The 18,780-nt window shown below is 62.1% G+C and carries 15 protein-coding genes; 6 read left to right on the top strand and 9 right to left on the bottom strand.

Annotated elements, in window-relative coordinates; all coding sequences use genetic code 11:
* Nucleotides 1-193 precede the first annotated feature (193 nt).
* The 3 genes from JO015_18355 (at nucleotide 194) to JO015_18345 (ending at nucleotide 5,950) form a co-directional block, all read left to right on the top strand.
* Nucleotides 194-2,671 (top strand): U32 family peptidase, encoded by a 2,478-nt coding sequence (locus tag JO015_18355; protein ID MBW0001060.1) that lies wholly within the window; start codon nucleotides 194-196, stop codon nucleotides 2,669-2,671.
* Nucleotide 2,672: 1 nt separating this feature from the next.
* Nucleotides 2,673-3,902 carry an MFS transporter gene (locus JO015_18350; protein MBW0001059.1) on the top strand — a complete coding sequence of 410 codons (1,230 nt, stop codon included), beginning with the start codon at nucleotides 2,673-2,675 and terminating at the stop codon, nucleotides 3,900-3,902.
* A 188-nt stretch (nucleotides 3,903-4,090) separates the two neighbouring features.
* A complete protein-coding gene (locus tag JO015_18345; GenBank protein MBW0001058.1) occupies nucleotides 4,091-5,950 on the top strand; it encodes an AI-2E family transporter in 1,860 nt (619 codons plus the stop codon).
* On the opposite strand, the gene JO015_18340 is transcribed toward JO015_18345, so the two are convergent.
* Both JO015_18340 and JO015_18335 read right to left on the bottom strand, forming a co-directional pair.
* Nucleotides 5,945-6,619: a hypothetical protein gene (locus tag JO015_18340; protein MBW0001057.1), complete on the bottom strand. Its 675-nt coding sequence runs from the start codon at nucleotides 6,617-6,619 to the stop codon at nucleotides 5,945-5,947. The genes JO015_18345 and JO015_18340 overlap by 6 nt on opposite strands.
* The gene (locus JO015_18335) at nucleotides 6,616-7,020 is read right to left on the bottom strand and encodes a hypothetical protein (protein MBW0001056.1); all 405 of its coding nucleotides are present in this window, start codon (nucleotides 7,018-7,020) and stop codon (nucleotides 6,616-6,618) included. Before JO015_18335 ends, JO015_18340 begins: the two co-directional genes overlap by 4 nt.
* An 80-nt stretch (nucleotides 7,021-7,100) precedes the next feature.
* Between JO015_18335 and rfaD the strand changes: the two genes are divergently transcribed.
* Nucleotides 7,101-8,147, top strand: a complete 1,047-nt coding sequence (gene rfaD, locus JO015_18330) for an ADP-glyceromanno-heptose 6-epimerase (GenBank protein ID MBW0001055.1) — start codon at nucleotides 7,101-7,103, stop codon at nucleotides 8,145-8,147.
* An 84-nt stretch (nucleotides 8,148-8,231) separates the two neighbouring features.
* Here the strand turns inward: rfaD and JO015_18325 are convergent, their stop codons facing one another.
* Nucleotides 8,232-8,453: a hypothetical protein gene (locus JO015_18325; GenBank protein MBW0001054.1), complete on the bottom strand. Its 222-nt coding sequence runs from the start codon at nucleotides 8,451-8,453 to the stop codon at nucleotides 8,232-8,234.
* A gap of 98 nt (nucleotides 8,454-8,551) precedes the next feature.
* Between JO015_18325 and JO015_18320 the strand changes: the two genes are divergently transcribed.
* On the top strand, nucleotides 8,552-9,631 hold the full coding sequence (locus JO015_18320) for a M42 family metallopeptidase (GenBank protein ID MBW0001053.1): 1,080 nt from the start codon (nucleotides 8,552-8,554) through the stop codon (nucleotides 9,629-9,631).
* Nucleotides 9,632-9,700: 69 nt separating this feature from the next.
* The gene (locus JO015_18315) at nucleotides 9,701-10,693 is read left to right on the top strand and encodes an SAM-dependent methyltransferase (protein MBW0001052.1); all 993 of its coding nucleotides are present in this window, start codon (nucleotides 9,701-9,703) and stop codon (nucleotides 10,691-10,693) included.
* A 497-nt stretch (nucleotides 10,694-11,190) separates the two neighbouring features.
* Here the strand turns inward: JO015_18315 and JO015_18310 are convergent, their stop codons facing one another.
* The 6 genes from JO015_18310 to JO015_18285 all read right to left on the bottom strand — a co-directional run bounded on the left by JO015_18310 (nucleotide 11,191) and on the right by JO015_18285 (nucleotide 18,754).
* Nucleotides 11,191-14,460: a protein kinase gene (locus tag JO015_18310; GenBank protein ID MBW0001051.1), complete on the bottom strand. Its 3,270-nt coding sequence runs from the start codon at nucleotides 14,458-14,460 to the stop codon at nucleotides 11,191-11,193.
* Nucleotides 14,461-14,487: 27 nt separating this feature from the next.
* On the bottom strand, nucleotides 14,488-14,958 hold the full coding sequence (locus tag JO015_18305; protein ID MBW0001050.1) for a hypothetical protein: 471 nt from the start codon (nucleotides 14,956-14,958) through the stop codon (nucleotides 14,488-14,490).
* Entirely contained in the window at nucleotides 14,955-15,881 is a 927-nt protein-coding gene (locus JO015_18300; protein MBW0001049.1) for a hypothetical protein, read from the bottom strand. The genes JO015_18305 and JO015_18300 overlap by 4 nt, the downstream gene beginning before the upstream one ends.
* Entirely contained in the window at nucleotides 15,871-16,311 is a 441-nt protein-coding gene (gene mntR / locus JO015_18295) for a transcriptional regulator MntR (protein MBW0001048.1), read from the bottom strand. The genes JO015_18300 and mntR overlap by 11 nt, the downstream gene beginning before the upstream one ends.
* Before the next feature lie 104 nt (nucleotides 16,312-16,415).
* Nucleotides 16,416-17,552, bottom strand: a complete 1,137-nt coding sequence (locus JO015_18290) for a hypothetical protein (protein MBW0001047.1) — start codon at nucleotides 17,550-17,552, stop codon at nucleotides 16,416-16,418.
* Nucleotides 17,549-18,754 carry a beta-ketoacyl-[acyl-carrier-protein] synthase family protein gene (locus tag JO015_18285; GenBank protein MBW0001046.1) on the bottom strand — a complete coding sequence of 402 codons (1,206 nt, stop codon included), beginning with the start codon at nucleotides 18,752-18,754 and terminating at the stop codon, nucleotides 17,549-17,551. The genes JO015_18290 and JO015_18285 overlap by 4 nt, the downstream gene beginning before the upstream one ends.
* Between the last annotated feature and the right edge of the window lie 26 nt (nucleotides 18,755-18,780).

Genomic DNA, 18,780 nt, shown 5'->3' with positions numbered 1-18,780 from the left:
GAGGAGTGTCGGGTGGCGGGTAAAGTTCGGAGTTCGGGGTTCGGGATTCGGAGCGGTTGGGCCCGCCATGTGCTTTAATCTGTGTTAATCTGCGTAATCTGTGGATGTTTTCTCTCTTCTGCGTTCTTTGGGTGTTCTGAACCCGGCACTTGGCCGGGGTTGCCTTAGCGGCTGCGGTGAATAACTTGGCGGGATGTTGCAGCGCCCTGAATTGTTAAGCCCGGCCGGTGACTGGGAGTGCGCCCGGGCAGCGGTCGCGAACGGGGCGGACGCGATTTACTTCGGCCTGACGCGTTTTAACGCGCGTCTTCGGGCGCATAACTTTACCGAGGAAGATCTGCCTGAACTGATGGCGTTCCTGCACCGGCACGGGGTACGCGGTTTCGTGACCTTCAACACGCTGATTTTCACAAACGAACTGCACGACGCGGAACAGCAGTTGCGGCTGCTGGCCGGGACCGGAGTGGATGCGATCATCGTGCAGGACCTGGGACTCGCCCGCCTGGCACAGGAGGTCGTGCCCGGCCTGGAGGTGCACGCATCGACGCAGATGACCATCACGTCTCCGGAAGGTCTTGAACTGGCCAAGGAGCTCGGCGTCCGGCGTGCGGTCCTTGCGCGGGAGCTTTCGTTGCGCGAACTTCAGCGGTTCCGGGCGGCCGGCGTACCGATGGAAGTTTTTGTTCACGGAGCGCTTTGCGTGGCCTACTCCGGCCAATGCCTCACGAGCGAGTCGCTGGGCCAGCGCAGCGCCAACCGCGGCGAATGCGCCCAGGCCTGCCGGCTGCCTTACGAATTGATGGCGGACGGAAAAAATGTGGATTTGGGCGATCGAAAGTACCTCTTGTCGCCGAAGGATCTCGCCGGGATCGAGGAAGTGCCTGAGCTGATCCGGCTCGGGGTGGCCAGCTTCAAAATCGAAGGCCGTTTGAAATCGCCGGAGTACGTGGCGGCGGTCACGCAGGTCTACCGGGGTGCAATCGACCGTGCGTACGAGGGATTAGGCAACGAACAACCCGTTGCCCGGGTATCCCGGCAGGACCGGTACGCCCTCGAGATGACCTTTTCGCGCGGCCTGTTCAGCGGATGGCTGCACGGGGTGAACCACCAGAGCCTGGTTGACGGCACCTTTGGGAAAAAACGGGGCCCGTTTCTCGGCACGGTGGCGCGCGTCGGACCGGATCACGTCGAATTGTCCGCCCCTGCAGATGTGAAACCGGGGGACGGCATTGTGTTCGGCGGCGCGGAAGACACGGAGCATGAGGAGGGCGGGCGCGTGTTTGAAGTGGTGCGCGGCCGGCGCCTTTATTTTGGCAACGGCAAAATCGATTTCCGCCGGATCAAGCCGGGAAACCGCGTTTGGAAGACCGATGATCCGGTTTTGAATCGCCGGTTGCGCCAGACGTTCGGGGCGGATCGCAACTTCAATAAGCCGGCCGGGGAGCCGGCGGTTGACATGCTGGTCACGGGCGAGGCCGGAAAACCGCTCACCCTCACGGTGAGGGTTGCGGATGCGAAACCGGGTCAGGCGCCGGTCACGGTATCCTCCGCCGCTACCCTGGCCGAAGCGCGCAGCAGTCCGCTGACGGCAGAAAGGTTGCGGGACCAGCTCGGCCGCCTCGGCGGCACCGGGTTCCGGCTCGGCGATCTACGCAGCGAGCTGCGCGGGAACTTGTTTGCCCCTTCCTCATGGTTGAATGAGTTGCGCCGTGAAGCCATGACGCAATTGGCGGAAGCGGTGCGCAATCAGGACGCCGCTTTGCAGGACCAACCGCGGCACGACCAGCCCCCGCCCCGGAGCGTCGCAGACCTGCTGCGGCCGCGCCAACCGGCGGAAGGGCCCGAGGAACTTAGTGTTCTCTGCCGGACCTGGGAACAGGTTGAGTCCGCATGCAACGAAGGGGTGGCGACCGTGTACGTCGATTTTGAGGATGTTCGCCGGTACCGCGACGCGGTTCGGGAATTTGGGTCAAGGTGCGACCTCTTTCTGGCGACCCCGCGGATCCAGAAGCCGGGCGAAGCCGGATTTTTCCGGTTGATTGAGAACGCGGGGCCGCACGGGGTTCTGGTGCGCAACCTCGGGGCGATCACGTTTTTCCGGAACAAAGGATTCAGGCTGCACGGCGATTTTTCGTTGAACGTGGCGAATCCGCTGACGGCCGAATTTCTGCTCGCACAAGGATTGGATCGGCTCACGATTTCCTACGATCTGAACCTGGTGCAGGTGCTTACCCTGCTTTCTTACCGGCCGGCCGAGCGCTTCGAACTCACCCTGCACCAGCACATGCCCATGTTTCATATGGAGCACTGCGTCTTTGCGGCGTTCCTTTCGCAGGGCAAGGATTACACCGATTGCGGCCGGCCGTGTGACCGGCACCGGCTTAAAGTGCGTGACCGCGTCGGGGCTGAGCACCCGGTGCTTGCAGATGCCGGTTGCCGGAATACGGTGTTCAATGCCCAGGCGCAGAGCGGGGCTGCATTTTTCTCCTCGCTGCATGCGGCAGGCCTGCGTTTGTTCCGGCTTGAGTGTTTGGAGGAAGACCGGGACCAAACGCGAGATTTGATCCGTGAGTACCGCCGTTTACTGGCCGGAAAAATTGCCGGTGACGCACTCTGGCGTGAGCTCCGCGTCCAGTCCCGGCTTGGTGTTACGCACGGAACCTTGAAGTAGCATGAAGAAATCACCTCTCGGCATCATTTTAGGCATTATCTTTATCGACCTGATCGGCTTCGGGATGATCATCCCGATCCTGCCGTTGTATGCCCAGCAGTTTGCGGCCAACGAATGGCAGATTGGTTTGCTGCTGGCCTCCTATTCCTTCATGCAGTTTCTGGCTTCGCCTCTCCTGGGCAGCTTTTCCGACCGGTTTGGCCGCAGACCCGTGTTGTTCGGAAGCCTGCTGGGATCTGCGATCGGCTACGTTCTCATGGCCAGCGCCGGTGCGCTCTGGATGCTGTTCCTGGCGCGCATCATCGCCGGCGCGGCGGGAGCGAGCGTGGGCACCGCCTCGGCTTACATCGCCGACATTACTCCCCCGGAGAACCGGTCCCGGCGCATGGGCTTGATCGGGGCGGCGTTTGGCGTCGGCTTCGTGCTGGGCCCGGCCCTGGGGGGAATCCTGAGCCAATGGTCGCCCGTGGCGCCTTTCTGGTTTGCCGCGGTCATTGCCTTGTTGAACGGTGCGGCAGTCCTGGCCTTCCTGCCTGAACCCGAACGGCACCTGCTCGCCAGCGAGCGTGCCCCTACCGGACTGCGCGCCATTCTCGCCGCGGCGGGCGGCCGGCGTCTGGCGATCCTGACCCTCACCTATTTCGTTGCGATTGCCGGGTTTGCCGTGGTGACGATGATCTACCCGCAGGTGAGCGCCCGCCGGTTCAGCCTGAAACAAAGCCAGATCAGTTACCTCTTCGTCCTGATCGGCCTGATCGGTGCCCTGATCCAGGGCGGTGCAATCGGAAGGTTGAGCAAGCGCTACGGCGATCTGAATCTCGCCGTAACCGGTCTTTTTCTCCTGGCGCTGAGCATGGGCCTGATGCCCCTGGCCACGTCGTTGCCGCTCTTTGTGCTTTTCAGCATCGGCCTGGCTGCAGGCAACAGTTTGTCTACGCCGACGCTGAACGCGCTGGCCTCGAAAGGCGCTTCCGGCGCCGTGCAGGGCCGGGTGCTCGGGACGTTACAGGCGGCGGGCAGCCTCGGCCGGGTGTTTGGGCCGGCCATGGGCGGCTTCTTGCTGGCGGCCGACCATAGCCGGGCACATTTTCAGTACGGCAACACGCCTTTTGTGGCAGGGGCGGTGTTGATGTTAGGCGCGTTCTTCCTGGCATTTACGCTGCGTCAGCTCAAACCTAAGGTAAGAGGCGCTGCCGTTGAGGTACCGGCAAATCGAGCGATGTCGGACTGAGCCGGGTGCCGGGTCGATCTTGGGGGTGAGTCGCGAATGTCAAGCCTGTAATTCTTCTTTCCGCCGTGCGACTCTTTTCGCCGCCGCGCCTGCCGCGTGACAACCGTCCAGGGGACCGGCGACGATCCAAACCGCGACCCGGATCGATTATTATACATTGGAATCCCGTCTGAGCAGTAGCTCATTTTATGCCGGAAGCCGTAGAATTCAAGACTCCTTCGGAACTGCGCAAGCTGATTCACCTTGCGTATTTCCTTCTCGTCCTCGGGACCCTTGCCTGGGCGAAAGATTTTCTGTTGCCTGTTGCTTTTGCAGGGTTACTCAGCCTGCTGCTGACGCCGACCGTATCGTGGTTGGAAAGCCGCGGGTTCAAGCGGGTAGTGGCCGTGTTGAGCGTTGTGGCCATTGCCTTCATCATCATCGGGGTCCTCTGCGCGGTCGTGTCCACGCAGGCGTTGGACCTGATCAATTCGGTCCCGAAATACCGGAGCAACATCGTGGCCCGCTGGGAATCGCTCCAGCATGGGCCGCCCGGACCGTTCAGCGTCGCGATGCAGAACGTGAGCGACCTGGTCAACGAGCTTGGGAAGGTCTCGGCCTCCGCCGCTGACGCCCAGCAGCAGGGCCAGCCGACGAAGGTTCAGATTGTTGGCAGCGGCGAGGGGCTCCTGGCGCTGGCGCGAAACAGCCTGACCCCTCTGGTGGGCCCGGTGACTGAAGGCGTCATCGTCGTGCTGCTCGTCGTGTTCATGCTCCTGGAGCGCCAGCGGATCCGCCGTCGATTCCTGCGGCTGGTCGGCCATTCGCATACCGCCATGACCACATTGGCCGTGGATGAGGCCGGCACCCGTCTCAGCGGGTTTCTCCGGGCGCAACTCCAGGTGAACAGCGTTTTCGCCCTGGCGGTTGGTATCGGGCTTTATTTTCTTGGAATCCCGAACGCCGTTCTTTGGGCGGTGCTCACGATGGCGCTGCGATTTTTGCCCTACGTGGGTATCTGGATTTCGGCGGCTTTTCCCATTTTGCTGTCGATTGCCACTTCGACGGGTTGGATGACGCCGGTGCTGACGCTGGGCCTTTACTGCATCCTTGAGGTGTCTACCAACAATGTGGTTGAGCCCATCGTATTAGGGGGCAGCACGGGAATGTCTCCCCTGGCGGTTATCACGGCGGCACTCTTCTGGACCTGGCTTTGGGGCGGGATCGGCTTGGTGCTGGCCACCCCGTTAACGGCTTGCCTGGTTGTCCTGGGGCGTTATTTCCCAGCGTTTCACTTCTGCAGCATCCTGCTCGCTTCGGAACCGCCGACGGCCATGGAGGTAAAGCTGGTGCGCCTGCTCACGGAGAACAGGATCGCGGAGGCAAAGACGCTCCTGCACGAAATTACCGGAGCGCGGCTGACCTTGGAAACGGCGGAAGAAGTGCTGATGCCGATGATCCGCACCATCGAAAACGAGCTTTTCCCCGGCTCGGCTTCCAAGCAGGTGAAGGCGCGGATTTACCAGCAAATGCGCGAGTTGATCGACGAGTTGGCGCCTCCCCTGCCAAGTGGACCGGCCGAAGCCAACCTGGAACAGGCTGCGTCGGAACCACCGGCCTTGGTGATCATGCCGTTCATTACGGAAGGCGACGAGATCGTGGGCCAAGTGATCGAGGTCTTGCTGCGGGGGGAAGGCGTCAACGCTCACGTGCTTTCGGGAAAAATGCTGCGTGCCGAAAAGCAGGAACGATTCAAGGAACTTCAGGCGACCACCGTCCTCCTTTCCTCGATCGACGTAAAATCAGCACCGGCCGTTGACAATATGGTCCGGTTCCTGCGAACTACACTGCCCGAGGCCACCATCCTCGTCGGCCTGTGGAGTTTACCGCACAAAGGCGCCGCCCGCCTGATCAGGCGGCTGCGCGAATCGTTGGCCGTCGGCGTCTATACGAATCTGCAACAGGCGCTCCGAGGCATCCTGCCACTCGTGTTGCCGGCGCCGCCGGAAGGCGGTGCCGAGGGTGGCGTACGGCCGGAAGTTGCCGGCCCGGCGCAGCTCCTCTTATAATCGGCCTTCCGGCTGCACAGGACCATCGCCGGACGCGAACGTGAACGCGGATGGCCGGATCAACTCGCTGAGCCGGCCGGCCAGACGCGCGCGAAGCGACAGCATCCGGGCGGCGAAACGGACGGCCTCAACCAATTCCCGGGGGTGCCGGAGGGGGCGGCCCAGGAACAAGCCCGGAATCTCTTCGTCGACGGCATCCGAGATCATCCGAGCGACCAGGACGGGCACGCCGTGCGCCGCGCAGGTACGGCTGACTTCGGCGGACTCCATGTCGATCGCCAGAAAGGATCCGCTGACGGATAACCCGGCTTTGGCCGCCGCCGAAGTGACCGTAGTCACGTTCAGAAATTCACCGGCCGCCTCCGCCCGGTCGAGGTAGGGTTGGATAGACCCGACCGTTGAGAAGTTGCGGGCAATGAGAAAATCCCCCGGCCGGACCAAGGATCGCAGGCTGCCGGCAAACCCCGAGCAGATGACCAGACGCGGCTTGCATTGGTCAAGGCAACGCTTAAGGGCATCCTGCTGTTTGAACCCTATCCCAACGTAGACGACGCCGACCGGCGTTCCATGCAACTCACCACGGAGGCATGGGCCTCTTCCTACCCGGCGACGCAGCCGGCGCTCAAAAGGTTGACCTTCAGCAGGCAGAGCGAAGGTGACCAGAATCATAGCGCGGGGGCCGGCACGTCCTCCAGGATCACTTCGACAAATACTTTGTCTGCACTGGTTGATGCCGGCATCGGGAGGCGTGGTTCGGCGGGACCCGCCACGGCGGCCAGAAAGGCGGCGCTGCGTTCGACCGGTAACTGCACCAAAAGGTCAGCTCCGCCATCCCCAAGCGGGGAAGCGATGGCGCTGCCGCCAAAGCCGGCGGCCAGCGTCTTTACCCGGCTGGTTTCATCCTCAATTCTCGCCTTGGGTACCGTAAGCTCCACCTTCTGCCGGGTGACACCGGCCTCCGGCAGCACCTGCCGGGCAGTGCGTTCAGCCAAGCCCCGCAAGGCCGAAAACTCGTCGGGCTGCTCCGCACGGATGGGTGGTGACGGATTCCGGGTCAAGACCCACAACATTGCGGCAAGAACAAAAAAGAGGACCCCACCGAGTGGAACGATAAACCTAGGCATCCAAACGTCGCTTTTAGAGTTGCACAATGAACGCCGATGGGCTCGTGATTGCAACGCGCGTGAGCACCTTGAATGGCGGCAAAATTCTGGTGACCGGGGGTGCCGGTTTCATCGGCAGTGCCCTGGTCTGGGCATTAAACCGGCGTGGCCTTTACCGCATCCTGGTAAGCGACCGCCTCGGCACCGACGAGAAGTGGCGTAACCTCGTTAACCTGCAGTTCGATGATTACGTGGGAGCCGACAGCCTCCTGGAACGGGTGCTTGCAAATGATCCGGCGCTTGGCGAAGTCCGCACCGTTTTCCATCTGGGCGCTTGTTCAGCTACCACGGAACGCGACGCCGGTTACCTGATGCGAAACAACTTCGAGTACACAAAGCAGCTCTGCCGATGGGCCTTACGGCATGACATGCGTTTCGTGTACGCATCTTCCGCCGCCACCTACGGAGACGGCACCCGAGGGATGGAGGACGACGAAGGCGGCCTGGAACGGCTGCGTCCCCTGAACGCGTACGGGTACTCCAAACATTTGTTCGATCTGCACGCAAAGCGGAACGATTACCTCTCTCAAATCGTCGGGCTTAAGTACTTCAACGTGTTCGGCCCGAACGAGGGTCACAAAGGCGAGATGCGCAGCCTCGTCCAGAAAGCGTTTGAACAGGTACGACGGACGGGTGTGATCCAACTGTTTCGCAGTTACCGCCCCGAATTTCGCGATGGCGAGCAGAAACGTGACTTTCTCTACGTGAAGGATGCGGTCGAGATGACGATTCACCTCGCCGAAACCCCCTCAGCCAACGGCATCTTCAACTTAGGATCCGGGCGAGCACGGACCTGGATCGACCTTGCCGATGCCTTATTTCAGGCCATGGATCGCCCGGTCCAGATCGAGTTCGTGGAGATGCCGGACACGCTCAAGGGAAAATACCAGTATTTTACGGAGGCGAACATCCGGAGGCTTCGCAAGACGGGCTACACGGGCCCCCGTTTCACGCTGGAAACGGCCGTGGAGGATTATGTGAAGGGCTATCTGGCTCCGCAAAAGGCCCTCGGTTCGGAAAATGAACCGGTATAACCGCTGAAACGGAAAACCGGCATGGCCGCCGGAGAGCACCGGACCGGCTGATCCCGCCCGCAACGGGCCCCAAGGCCAACGATTCTACTGTAGGTCTTCGGTCAGAACGCTGGTCTTCTCGCGGGTGCCAAGAATCTTGGCCTGCTGGACAACCGCCTGCGGATCCTCGTTGAACCGGTAACCGTGGCAGCTGGGGCAAGTCGTGACGCGCTTGGTTACAATCGAATCACAACCTTCACAAACTTTGTATAGCTGAGGTTCCTCAGCGATCTTTGCGGCTTTGGCGGCGCGCTCAGAAAGGGACATAAGGTATACTGTGCCTATTTCCGAGCCGCTTTGCAAGCCGCGGACGCCCGCTACTTTTTGCAATCGCAGGTGTTCTCACGTTAGCTGTCGTTTGAAGCATGAACAGCGACGCTAAACATTTCCTTTTTCAGCTGCTGAACACCCCCAGCCCGTCCGGGTTCGAAGTGGAGGGCCAAAAGGTGTGGCTCAGATTCGTAAGCCGGTTTGCCGACGCGGTGGAAAACGACGCGTACGGGAACGCCTGGGCCGTGCGAAACGGCACGAACCCATCCTTTAAAATCATGCTGGAGGCGCACGCGGACGAGATCGGATTCATGATCCAGAACATTTCTGAGGAAGGTTTCCTTTACGTAACGCGCACGGGCGGCAGCGACCGGGCGATCGCGCGCGGCAAGCGGGTTCAGATCCTCGGGGACCAAGGTCCGGTGCGGGGAGTAATCGGCAATACCGCCGTGCATCTCCGCGACAGTGAAAACGAAAAGGTGCCGCAACTGCACGAATTGTTCATCGACATCGGGGCGCGAAACCGCGGCGAGGTTGACAGCCGCGGCATCCGGGTCGGACACCCGGTGGTATACGTCGACACGGCCGAAGAACTCACGCCGGGCCGAATGGTCGGGCGTGCGATTGACAACCGGATCGGAAGTTTCATTCTGGCCCAGGTCCTGGCGAATCTCGCGGCCAGGGACCACCGTCCGGTGGCGACCGTCCAGGCGCTCAACGCGGTACAGGAAGAAATCGGCAGCCACGGCATCAAAATGGCGGCATACCGGCTCCGGCCGGACGTGGCGATCGTGCTCGATGTGACCCACGCGACGGATTCACCGGGCATTGACCGGAACAAACACGGCGGCACCAAATTGGGCGGCGGCCCATCGATCACTCACGGCACGGCCAACCATCCCCAAGTTGTCCAGCGCCTTATCCAGACCGCGCAGAAGGCGTCTATCCCGCTCCAGCATGAGGCTTCCTCGCGCAGCACCGGCACCGACACCGACCAACTCTACCTGACGCGCGGCGGCATCCCGAGCGCGCTGGTGTCGATCCCGTTACGCTACATGCATTCCACGGTGGAAATGGTGGACCTTGCCGACGTGGAACGCTGCATTCTGCTGCTGACTAACTTTGTTGAAAGTGTTGAAGGGGCGGCCGTCTTCAAACACGACCTGCTCGCCTGAGCGGCTGAACGGATTGGCACCGGCGTGTCGAACTGGCTGGCCAGACAAGCGGAAATCGAAGGCGGTTGTTTGAGATTCGACCGCTTCATGCAGCTTGCGCTGTACGATCCGGAAGCGGGTTACTACACCGCGCACGTGGCCAGGGTAGGGCGCGAAGGAGACTTCAGCACATCGGCGACCTTGAGCGACGCGCTCGGGTATGCCATCGCCGCCTGGGCCAAGGCGGAAGCTGCCGGTTTACGTTTCCGCCGCCCTCAACTCATCGAATCAGGCGCGGGCGACGGCTCCCTGGCCCGAGCCGTCCTGCGCCGGTTGGGCTGGCGGGCTCGACTCGGTTTCAGTTATCACATCGTCGAAATCTCAACGAAGTTGCGGGAAGTTCAGCGCGAACGCCTCCGAGGGCACGGCGTGTCCTGGCATCCTGACGTGAAAACCGCCGTCGAGGCTGCGGACGGCGAGGCTTTGCTTTTCTCAAACGAATTTGTGGATGCCTTCCCGTGCCGGCGGTTTGTCCGTGGGGACGATGGCTGGCGAGAACTTTTTTTCTGCCACGAAAACGGGATGTGGGATGAACGGTCGTTTGAGGCGGCCGATCTGCCCGATAGCTCCGCCCTGAATGGGTGGACGACTCCCCCGACTAAGGGGCAAAGGGTCGAAGTGCATGAAAGTTATGGACGCTGGCTGAGGGGCCTTGGGCAATCGCTGGGGCGTGGATCGCTCCTGACCGTCGACTATGGCGGTTCGGCGCGCGAGGTGTATCGCCGGCGCCCCGACGGCACCCTTCGCGCCTACGTCCATCACCAACGCCTGACCGGGCTGGATGTTTACCGTCGTCCGGGTCATCAGGACCTCACGGCCGACGTGAACTTTGACGACCTGAAACGCTGGGGCGCAGCCGCGGGTCTGGTCCCGGTCGCGTGCGTAACCCAGCAACAGTTTCTCCTCACCTGGGCACCTCAGCGCGGTAAGGATAAAATACGGGATTTCCTGGCTGATCCGGAAGGGGCCGGTTCCGCCTTCAAGGTGCTGCACCAGAGGAAAGATTGCGGATCGAAGGGATAGCCTTCCGATGCGGCGTAGGCTACCCGTTTGATCCATAATCTTCTCTATGACGCCTTCTGCCGCCCCTCCGGGGCTTATCGTGATTTGACGGCTACCCAGGGTAAACCCTGGGCTAGGTTCTGCCGCCCCTTCAGGGCTGGAACCCGGTCGAAATTCCACCGAGGTAACTATATAAATTTGTGCAAGACCCGTTCAACGAGGTGCGCAGCATCTCCGGCGCAACCCTCAACGCCAAAACCCCGAACGTCCCCCAACCTTTGACGTCTGCTTGGTTTGGCGCACGCCTTCAGGCGTCCCGACGGGACGCGATCCCTCTTGAATGCCCTTTCCAGGGACTGAAGTCCCTGGCTAAGATCAGCCATCCCTGCGGGACGAAAGCGCCGCCCTCCGCCGGCCCTTAACTAAATGGCAGTGGGCTAAACCCTGGCCTAAGTTCCATCACCCCGCCGGGACTGAAACCCGGTCGAAATGTTACCCATATAACCGTCTAAATCGAATTAATCATCGTTCCAGCGGCGCTTCAGGTCACGTTTGGCGGCATCCTTCTCATCATCGAGGTGGTCGCGCCGCCGCTCCGCGTCGTCCTTCCTGGCCTTCCAATGCTCCTGGGCGCTGCCCGACGAATGATCGATTTGCCAATCGTAATAGTCTTTCTCCCGTTCGAGCGACTTTTTGCGGGCCTCCCACTCAGCATCGAAATGGTCGTAGGCCCGATCCCGGGCCCGGTTGAAGTCTTCTTCATTGTGGTACACCGGGGCCGCCCGGCGCACGGGCCGGCGTTCTTCTTCCATTCCGGCCTCCGCCCGCGTCTTCGATACCGGCGGTGTCGCGGCCGGGGCTGCTGGAAGGGCTGGGGCTGGTTCGGCGACGCCGGCCTTTACCGGACGAGGCGGGCGCGCATCCGGTTGCACCTCTGCGGTCTCGGCCACCGGCTTGAAAGTAAATGCCAGGGGCACCTTGATGGCGTCTTCGACATCGGTCACCCGCGTCTGTTCCGGAGCGCCTTCGGCACGGACCGTGACCGTATGGCGTCCGGGAGGCAAAATTCCCTGCAGGGGCGGCTTGCCCAGCTTCGCCCCGTCGATATTTACCTCGGCGTCCGGACGGTCGCTGGTTACAAGCACAATCCCGTACGGGTGTTTGAATTCGACCACCGTCGAACCGTTCGGATCCGGTTTCACGATCTGGCTGACCGGGGTGAGCGCTCCTAACCTGGATACCAATTCCACGCTGTCCCCGGGCAGGATGACCGTGGCCGGCGTCTTGCCCAACTCACGATCACCCAGGTAAATCGTGGCTCCTTCCGGATCACTTTTAAGCGTGACGTTCGCGCCATAAAACGCGCGCCCCACGATTGCCGGGGCGCCGGCGCTCACATTGACTTCCTGATCGACGGTCCCGCCGAAGCCGGGCCGGTGCAAGTGGACGACGTAATGGCCTACCGGCAGGTTGTCGATCGTGGCCGGCGCATTTCCAACCGTGACCTTTCCGTCGGGCCCGACAAGCTCAAAACCGACCCCTGGCGGATCTGTTTTCACGGTTATTTGTCCGGCTTCATACACCAGGGGAAGTATACCGAGGTTATTGACGGCGCCCTCCTTGATCAGGGCCTGTACCGGCCGGGAATGATAGCCCGGCAACTCGAGCACCAGGACTTGCTGGCCGCTTGGCAGCGGTGCGGCGATCAATGGCGTTTTGCCGAGCGTTTGGCCATCGACCTTCACCGTGGCGCCTTCCGGTTTCGTATTTACCGAGACCGCCCCTTGGCGCGCCACCGGTTCGCTGCCGACGACGGCGGGTTTGCGCTCCCTCCAATTGGTCAACACGAGCGTAGCCAATGCCCCGATCAGCAGCAGGGTGATCAGAGCGGTCACAAGCTGGAGCAACCGTCCGGTAGCCGTCGATCGCAGGTCCAAGGCGGCTTCTTCATTCGCCGGCGCCGGTGACGCCGGTTCCTTCTCGGGATGCGGCCCCTCTTTACCGGCCGCCGCGGCGGTTCCCACGGCGGTCGAGGCAGGGCGGACGCTCGGCGGCATCCGGGATTGCGCTCCGGCAAGTTCGGAAAGGAAATCGAGCGCCGAGGGAAATTTTTCCGGTTCGTTCAGGCCCTGGCGCAGCACGCTGTTACCCAGTTCGGTCAGGTTAGCCAAGGGAGTAAACCGCGGCAGGCCGGCACCCGGGCTCGACGGTACGCGCACGCCCCCGAGCAGTTCATAGCCCAGCCGGGCCAATTGATGCACCGGGCGGGGCGCGATCTCGCCGGTGGGAAGCTCAACCAACGTCTGGGTCGGCTCAACCATGCGGACCTCGTCCAGGGTCGCGACGCTGAGCGGGTCAACCTTGATCGTGAACGCAGGCCATTCGGCAACGCTGGTCCGGAGAAGCGTCGTTTGGGATTCCTCCGCCTCGGCCGCTTCAACCAGGATGCCGCGCAGTTGCAACGCGTGAAACGAGAGCTGGCGGTCGGCCAGGAAATCCAGGAGGGTGGAAACCGGGCGCAGCAGCCGCTCGCTTTCCTCCCACGAAAGTTCGCGCCGGACCCGGAGTAGTTCCTGCAAAGAAAAACCGGCCACCCACTGGCTCACGAGCATTACGCCGCCCTCGTGGGTCTCGAGGCCGTAGACCGGCAGCACGTTTGGATGATAGACCGCCCTTACACGCTGCACTTCCTGCTGAACCGCTTCCAGGCGCGCCGGATCATGGTGAATGCCGGGCGACAACGGCCGGAGCCCTACGATCCGGTTCGCGTGTAAGTCTTTGGCCTTGAACAGGGTGCGATCGTTGGGGGCGTGACCAAGCAACTGGTACCGGCCCCGGATGACCTGGCCGGTCGCAAATGCCGACGAACTGCCGGTCCCCGCACCCGCTCCCGGGTGAGGTGCGATTACGAGGGTCGGGCTCAACCCGCGCAGTTCGGAAATCAGGTCGTCCAGGCGCTGCTTAACATCGGCCGGGGTCTGGATCCGTTCCTCCGGCCGTTTCGCCAGCATGACCTTCAGCAGCTCCGCCACTCGCGGCGGCAGTTTGGCCAGCACCTCCAGCGGCAGCGGCTGGCCAAGGTGCTGGTGGATGACGCTGGCCAGCGAGCCCTGGAACGGCGGGCGCCCGCTGAGCATGTACCAGAGCGAGGCGCCCAGTGAATAGAGATCCGAACGAATGTCGATCGGCCGTTCCTGGAGCTGTTCCGGACTGGCAAAGTGGGGCGTGCCGACGAAGCCTCCCAGCGTGACCGTCATGGACTGGTCGGTGGTCGGGACCATCGATTTGGCCAGACCGAAATCGATCACTTTGACCAGAAGGTGATCGTCGTCATCATCCCGGACGACCATGAGGTTAGCCGGTTTGATGTCACGGTGGACCAGGTGCTGGCGGTCGGCGGCGATCAGGGCGCGCGCCACCTGCCGGGCAATCCTCAGCGCCATGTCGACCCGCAACGGCCCGTCCCGCTGGACCCGGCGCTCCACCGTTTCGCCGTCCACGAACTCCATGGCATAGAAAAACGTGCCGTCGGTCTCCCCCAGGTGAAACACCGTCGCGACGTTCGGATGCCGGAGCTGGGCGGCAGCCCGCGCCTCTCGCAGGAAACGCTGCCGGGCCATTTCACTGTTGAGGTACGGCGCGCTGATAACTTTAAGGGCTACCTCACTGCGCAGGCTGGTATCGAATGCCTTATACGTGACGCCCATGGCCCCGCGGCCAAGCTCCCAGAGGCTGCCATCCGGATGCTTGAGAACCTGATAGTGTTGGAAACGGTCAATCTCGGCCATGAACTCAGAGAACAGGATAAAGCCGCATCAGTCGGGGTTATCGATGAAGATGCGATTCGGATCGGTCGCCTTTGCATCCCGAAAAATCTGGGGCGGCGCGGTCGACAACAGTTTATAGTTTGTCAGGACAAATTCAGGATAAAATCGATTCGAGGCGGGTTCATACACCTGCTCACCGGAGAAATACCCTTCCAACCGGTACTCGTAATTGTTGTCGTACCCGATGGCGGTGGCTTCCCGGTCCGGTGCGTGAAGCCTTTGTTCGTTGAACATCACCAGTTGCGCTTTACTCCACGGCTCACGAGGCCTGCGGACGTAACCCCAGAAAAAGTATGCGCGCCGGTACATGCGCCGCCCGATGAAGTAGTTCCCGGGCGGCTCTTGGGCGATCGTTTGATTCAGGGCCGCTGTCCGTGCCTCAAAGTCGCTGGTCGTGGCGCACCCGCCGGCGAGCAAAACCGTTGCGAGACAGATGGCCGCCAGTGCTCTCGACATCATGACAATTGCCGCGTGTACGGTTCCAGCGCCGCCAGGAATGCTTCTTCCTCCTGCGGATCCGGCAGGTTTACCCCCGCGAAGACCACCCACTGCTCCGCGTGCTGGGCCGAAGCGCCCGGCTCAAGCGGCTGCAGCGGGCCGAGGCTTTCCACCTCCAGGAAATCCCAATTGGTAAAGGCCTCAAAATTGGACCCGAAATCCGGGTATTCCCGTCCTTCCAGGAAGGGGATCGTCTTCAAAAACAGGTGATCGCCGAGCACGTAGCCGGCCCACCCGTCCCGGTGTTGCAGCCCGAATTTGATCGGCTTGTGATTGGTCTGGTACAACCGCAGGAGCCGCGCCCCAAGGCGAAACCGCTCGTCGGACAAATCGGTAAAGGGCCAAAGCACCAGCCGGCGATTCGGCACGTAATCCTGCGGGTGGGTTCCCAGGCCGGGTTGAGAAACGATGGCGAACCCTCCCGCGGCCATCACCGATAACGCCCAGGGGGCTCCCAGGATCGGCTCGGGTCCGGCGTTGTAGAGCGTGTGTTCGACCGTTACTTTCGGGCCGGTCGCGGCGAGGTGGATCCGCATTTCCCGCCGGAGCCGGTGCGGCGCCTTAGCAGTGTGCGCCACCCTGAGGCTGTGGTCCCCCAGGATCTCGTGTTCGACCTCGTCGTTGTCGATGATGTAGGTGAGGCTGTTCTCGCGCCCGTAGTCTTCCGGGGCCAGCCAGAGCCGATGGCCGCCTCGCAGCTTCCAATCGGCTTCCTGTTTCCCGCCAGCCTGGTCGACGAGGACTTTGAAAATATTCCGCCCCGCCAAGGGCCGGTACGACATGATCCGCGGCCCGATCTCAAGGGTGATGATCAGCTCAACGGAATCGTTGGATAACCGCAAATTGCGCGTCCAACCCTCGAATGCGCACGGTTCAATTGCCATGAGCGTGAGGGCGGATACGGCTGAGGAGTTTGGGTTGCGATTTTAGCTCTTCAACTAACGCCTCGATGGCATGTAACGTCTGGGGGCTGATGTGGTGTTCCATTCCTTCGACATCACGATAAATAACCGGCTCGTCAACGCCAAGCATCCGCAGAAAATCAGTCAGCAAGTGATGCCGGCGCATGATGTTTCGGGCGAGCGTCTCGCCGGCGGTGGTCAGCACCAGGCCGCGGTACTTTTCATATTTAAGCAAGCCCTCGGCATCGAGCCGCTGAACCATGTTCGTAACGCTGGCTTGCGAGATCTTTAATCCCTGGGCGATGTCCGCCACTCGCGCATACCCCTTGGTATTTATCAGATCCAGAATCCGCTCCAAATAATCCTCAACGGCGGACGAGCGGACGGCGTCGGCAGCCGGCTTGCTAGGCATGATCGATGATTATGGCGGAGTTGACGGGGACGATCAATCTTTCAGGAGCGCGAATCGCAGCCTATATTTATAATTCTTCGAATTCCTCGGCGCCCGCCGATCGTTCAAAGCCCCGTGCGCCCGAGCAGCAATGCTCCCACCTGCTGATTGAAGCCGATTGCCGTCACGAGCACCCGCTCGATGGGCAAGGACCGGCTTTGCCGGTTCACCAGGGGGTACTTGTCGCCCGCGCACACGGTGCCGGGCAGGTACTGGTGCCGCAATGCCAGCGCCCCAAACACAGTCTGCAGGATCGCTCCCGCGCCCAGGGCGTCGCCCAGAGCCGGCTTGTAACTGTACACCGGCGCCGCCAGGTTCAGCCGGGCGAACGCTTCCTGCTCGACTGTGTCCGCGACGGTGCCGTTGGCGCTGGTAACGATCGCATCCGGCCGGTCTGCACCCACGACGCCCTGGAAAACTTCGGGCGCAACCCGCCGGCTGTCCTGACGCGAAAAGAAGGTCTGCCCGGGGTGCGCCCGGACAATCACCGGTCCGTCACCCTGCCGCCCCAGCAATACCGCCCCGGCGCCCTCACCGAAAACCAGACCGGTGCGGGCGCCGTACACTTCACAACGCCCGTCTTTGCTCGTGAGGCGCCAGGCCGCAAATGCATCCGGCAACAGCCAGTCAACCTCCTCGGTTCCAACCACCAGCACGTGTTCCACCTCCGGATCGAGCGCCAGGAGTTCGTCCCCGAGCTGGACTGCCGACAACCCGACCGCCGAGTCGCCGACGACGGTGTACGTCTTGCCGTTCAACCCGAGCAACGCGGCCAGATGGCTGGCCGGGGCATTGAAAACCGTTTCGGGAAAAAGTAAAGGGCTGGCCGAAGAGGCACCCTGGGTCACGATTTCGTGGTAAAACCTCCGCGTGTACTGCACGCCACCCGACGAAACCCCATAGACGAGGGCGCAGCTAGCGCTGAATGCCGGCGTCATCTCCACCCGGGCATCCTTGAGGGCGTCAAATGCGGCCGATGCGCCGAAGAGCGAGAGCACACCGGAACGACGCAGGCGCGCCTGGCGCCCAACGGTTCGGACAAATTTCTCCGGTACCGCGCAGTAAAGATAATTCCTTTCCGCGAGCGGTTGCGGCACCGGCACGCGCGGGGCGCTGTATCCCTCGGTTAACAGCCGCCAGGTTTCGACCGCCGTCGCCCCGGCCGGCGTCATCGCCCCGACCCCGAGAATGACGCTGTTCATCGACGAAAAAGCAGAGAGGCGTTAACCCCGCCAAACCCGATCGAGTTGGAAAGGGCATACTCCACCGCGGCAGGACGCGCCTCGTTTGCAACCACCTCAAAGGTCCAGCCCGGGTCCGGCTCCCGGAAGTGGAGGTTCGGCGGCAGGAATTGCCCGCGCAAAGCCAGTACGCAGACGGCGGCTTCAATGGCGCCGGCCCCGCCAAGGGCGTGGCCCATCATGGACTTGGTCGAGCTTGCCGCTACCCGATGCGGAAACAGGGCCGAGATCGCGGCACCTTCCGTAGCGTCATTCAAGGCCGTCGCCGTACCGTGGCAGTTGATGTAGCCAATCTCGCCAGGATCAACCCCGGCCGTGTCCAGTGCCCGTTCCATGGCAAGTTTTATGCCGATACCGGAAGGGTCCGGCTGGGTAAGGTGAAAAGTGTCGGTGGCCGCGCCGTACCCGACCAGCTCCGCCAATGGCTCAGCCCCGCGTGCGAGGGCGCTCGTTTCATCTTCCAGGACGAGCACGGCGGCGCCTTCACCCAGCACAAGCCCGGTCCGGCCACGGTCAAACGGCCGGATCATTTCCGGCGTGGACGCCTGTAAGGAATCAAAACCGACAAAGACGAGTTCAGCCAAAGGGTCATAGCCGCCGCAAAGCACACAACCGCACAGGCCGCTGCGGACCAGTTCGAAGGCGTGGCCGACGGCATTTGCACCTGAAGAGCAGGCGTTGGTCAGGATCTGGACGGGCAGGCGCAATCCGACGGCCTCCAGAGCGTCCAGGACCGGCTTTTGCGGCGTGTAATTTGCCACGTACTCGGCAAAGCGCCGCCGGGAACCTGACCGGAGCGTCTCGCGATAGTAGGTTTCGCCGTTCGACATACCGCCGCTGGAGGTGGCGATCACCAGCCGTTCAGGCCGCACAGCGGCGCCCGCCCCGTTGAGCGCCTCGCGCAAGGCCAGCGTGACCATGCGCGCGCTCCGGTGCAGACGGTTTGCCTTACGCGAACGCGGCACAGCCTCCGACAACCAAGCACCCTCGACCTGACCGGCAGTCTTGCAGCGCGTCCTTGAAACGTCGAAGAGCGTCACCTCGGACACGGCATCCTTGCCGGCCAGGAGCGCTCGCTCGGTCTCAGGAACATTCGGACCAAGCGGGCTAACCACACCCATGCCGGTTACGAACACCCTGCGCTTACGCTTTACGGCAACCATACATTCGGATACTCTCACGCCTTTTC

It is taken from the genome of Verrucomicrobiota bacterium (assembly GCA_019247695.1).
Lineage (GTDB): Bacteria > Verrucomicrobiota > Verrucomicrobiia > Chthoniobacterales > JAFAMB01 > JAFBAP01.
Note: the sequence above shows the minus strand (reverse complement) of the source record. Positions and strands in the feature narration are given on the sequence as shown.

What these genes read in the sequence shown, in the direction of transcription:
- JO015_18345 (MBW0001058.1), top strand. Translation starts at nt 4,091, where the DNA reads ATGCCGGAAGCCGTAGAATTCAAGACTCCTTCGGAACTGCGCAAGCTG.
- JO015_18305 (MBW0001050.1), bottom strand. Translation starts at nt 14,958, where the DNA reads ATGATGTCGAGAGCACTGGCGGCCATCTGTCTCGCAACGGTTTTGCTC.
- JO015_18310 (MBW0001051.1), bottom strand. Translation starts at nt 14,460, where the DNA reads ATGGCCGAGATTGACCGTTTCCAACACTATCAGGTTCTCAAGCATCCG.
- JO015_18350 (MBW0001059.1), top strand. Translation starts at nt 2,673, where the DNA reads ATGAAGAAATCACCTCTCGGCATCATTTTAGGCATTATCTTTATCGAC.
- JO015_18325 (MBW0001054.1), bottom strand. Translation starts at nt 8,453, where the DNA reads ATGTCCCTTTCTGAGCGCGCCGCCAAAGCCGCAAAGATCGCTGAGGAA.
- JO015_18300 (MBW0001049.1), bottom strand. Translation starts at nt 15,881, where the DNA reads ATGGCAATTGAACCGTGCGCATTCGAGGGTTGGACGCGCAATTTGCGG.
- JO015_18355 (MBW0001060.1), top strand. Translation starts at nt 194, where the DNA reads ATGTTGCAGCGCCCTGAATTGTTAAGCCCGGCCGGTGACTGGGAGTGC.
- JO015_18340 (MBW0001057.1), bottom strand. Translation starts at nt 6,619, where the DNA reads ATGATTCTGGTCACCTTCGCTCTGCCTGCTGAAGGTCAACCTTTTGAG.
- JO015_18320 (MBW0001053.1), top strand. Translation starts at nt 8,552, where the DNA reads ATGAACAGCGACGCTAAACATTTCCTTTTTCAGCTGCTGAACACCCCC.
- mntR (MBW0001048.1), bottom strand. Translation starts at nt 16,311, where the DNA reads ATGCCTAGCAAGCCGGCTGCCGACGCCGTCCGCTCGTCCGCCGTTGAG.
- JO015_18285 (MBW0001046.1), bottom strand. Translation starts at nt 18,754, where the DNA reads ATGGTTGCCGTAAAGCGTAAGCGCAGGGTGTTCGTAACCGGCATGGGT.
- JO015_18335 (MBW0001056.1), bottom strand. Translation starts at nt 7,020, where the DNA reads ATGTTGTGGGTCTTGACCCGGAATCCGTCACCACCCATCCGTGCGGAG.
- rfaD (MBW0001055.1), top strand. Translation starts at nt 7,101, where the DNA reads ATGAACGCCGATGGGCTCGTGATTGCAACGCGCGTGAGCACCTTGAAT.
- JO015_18290 (MBW0001047.1), bottom strand. Translation starts at nt 17,552, where the DNA reads ATGAACAGCGTCATTCTCGGGGTCGGGGCGATGACGCCGGCCGGGGCG.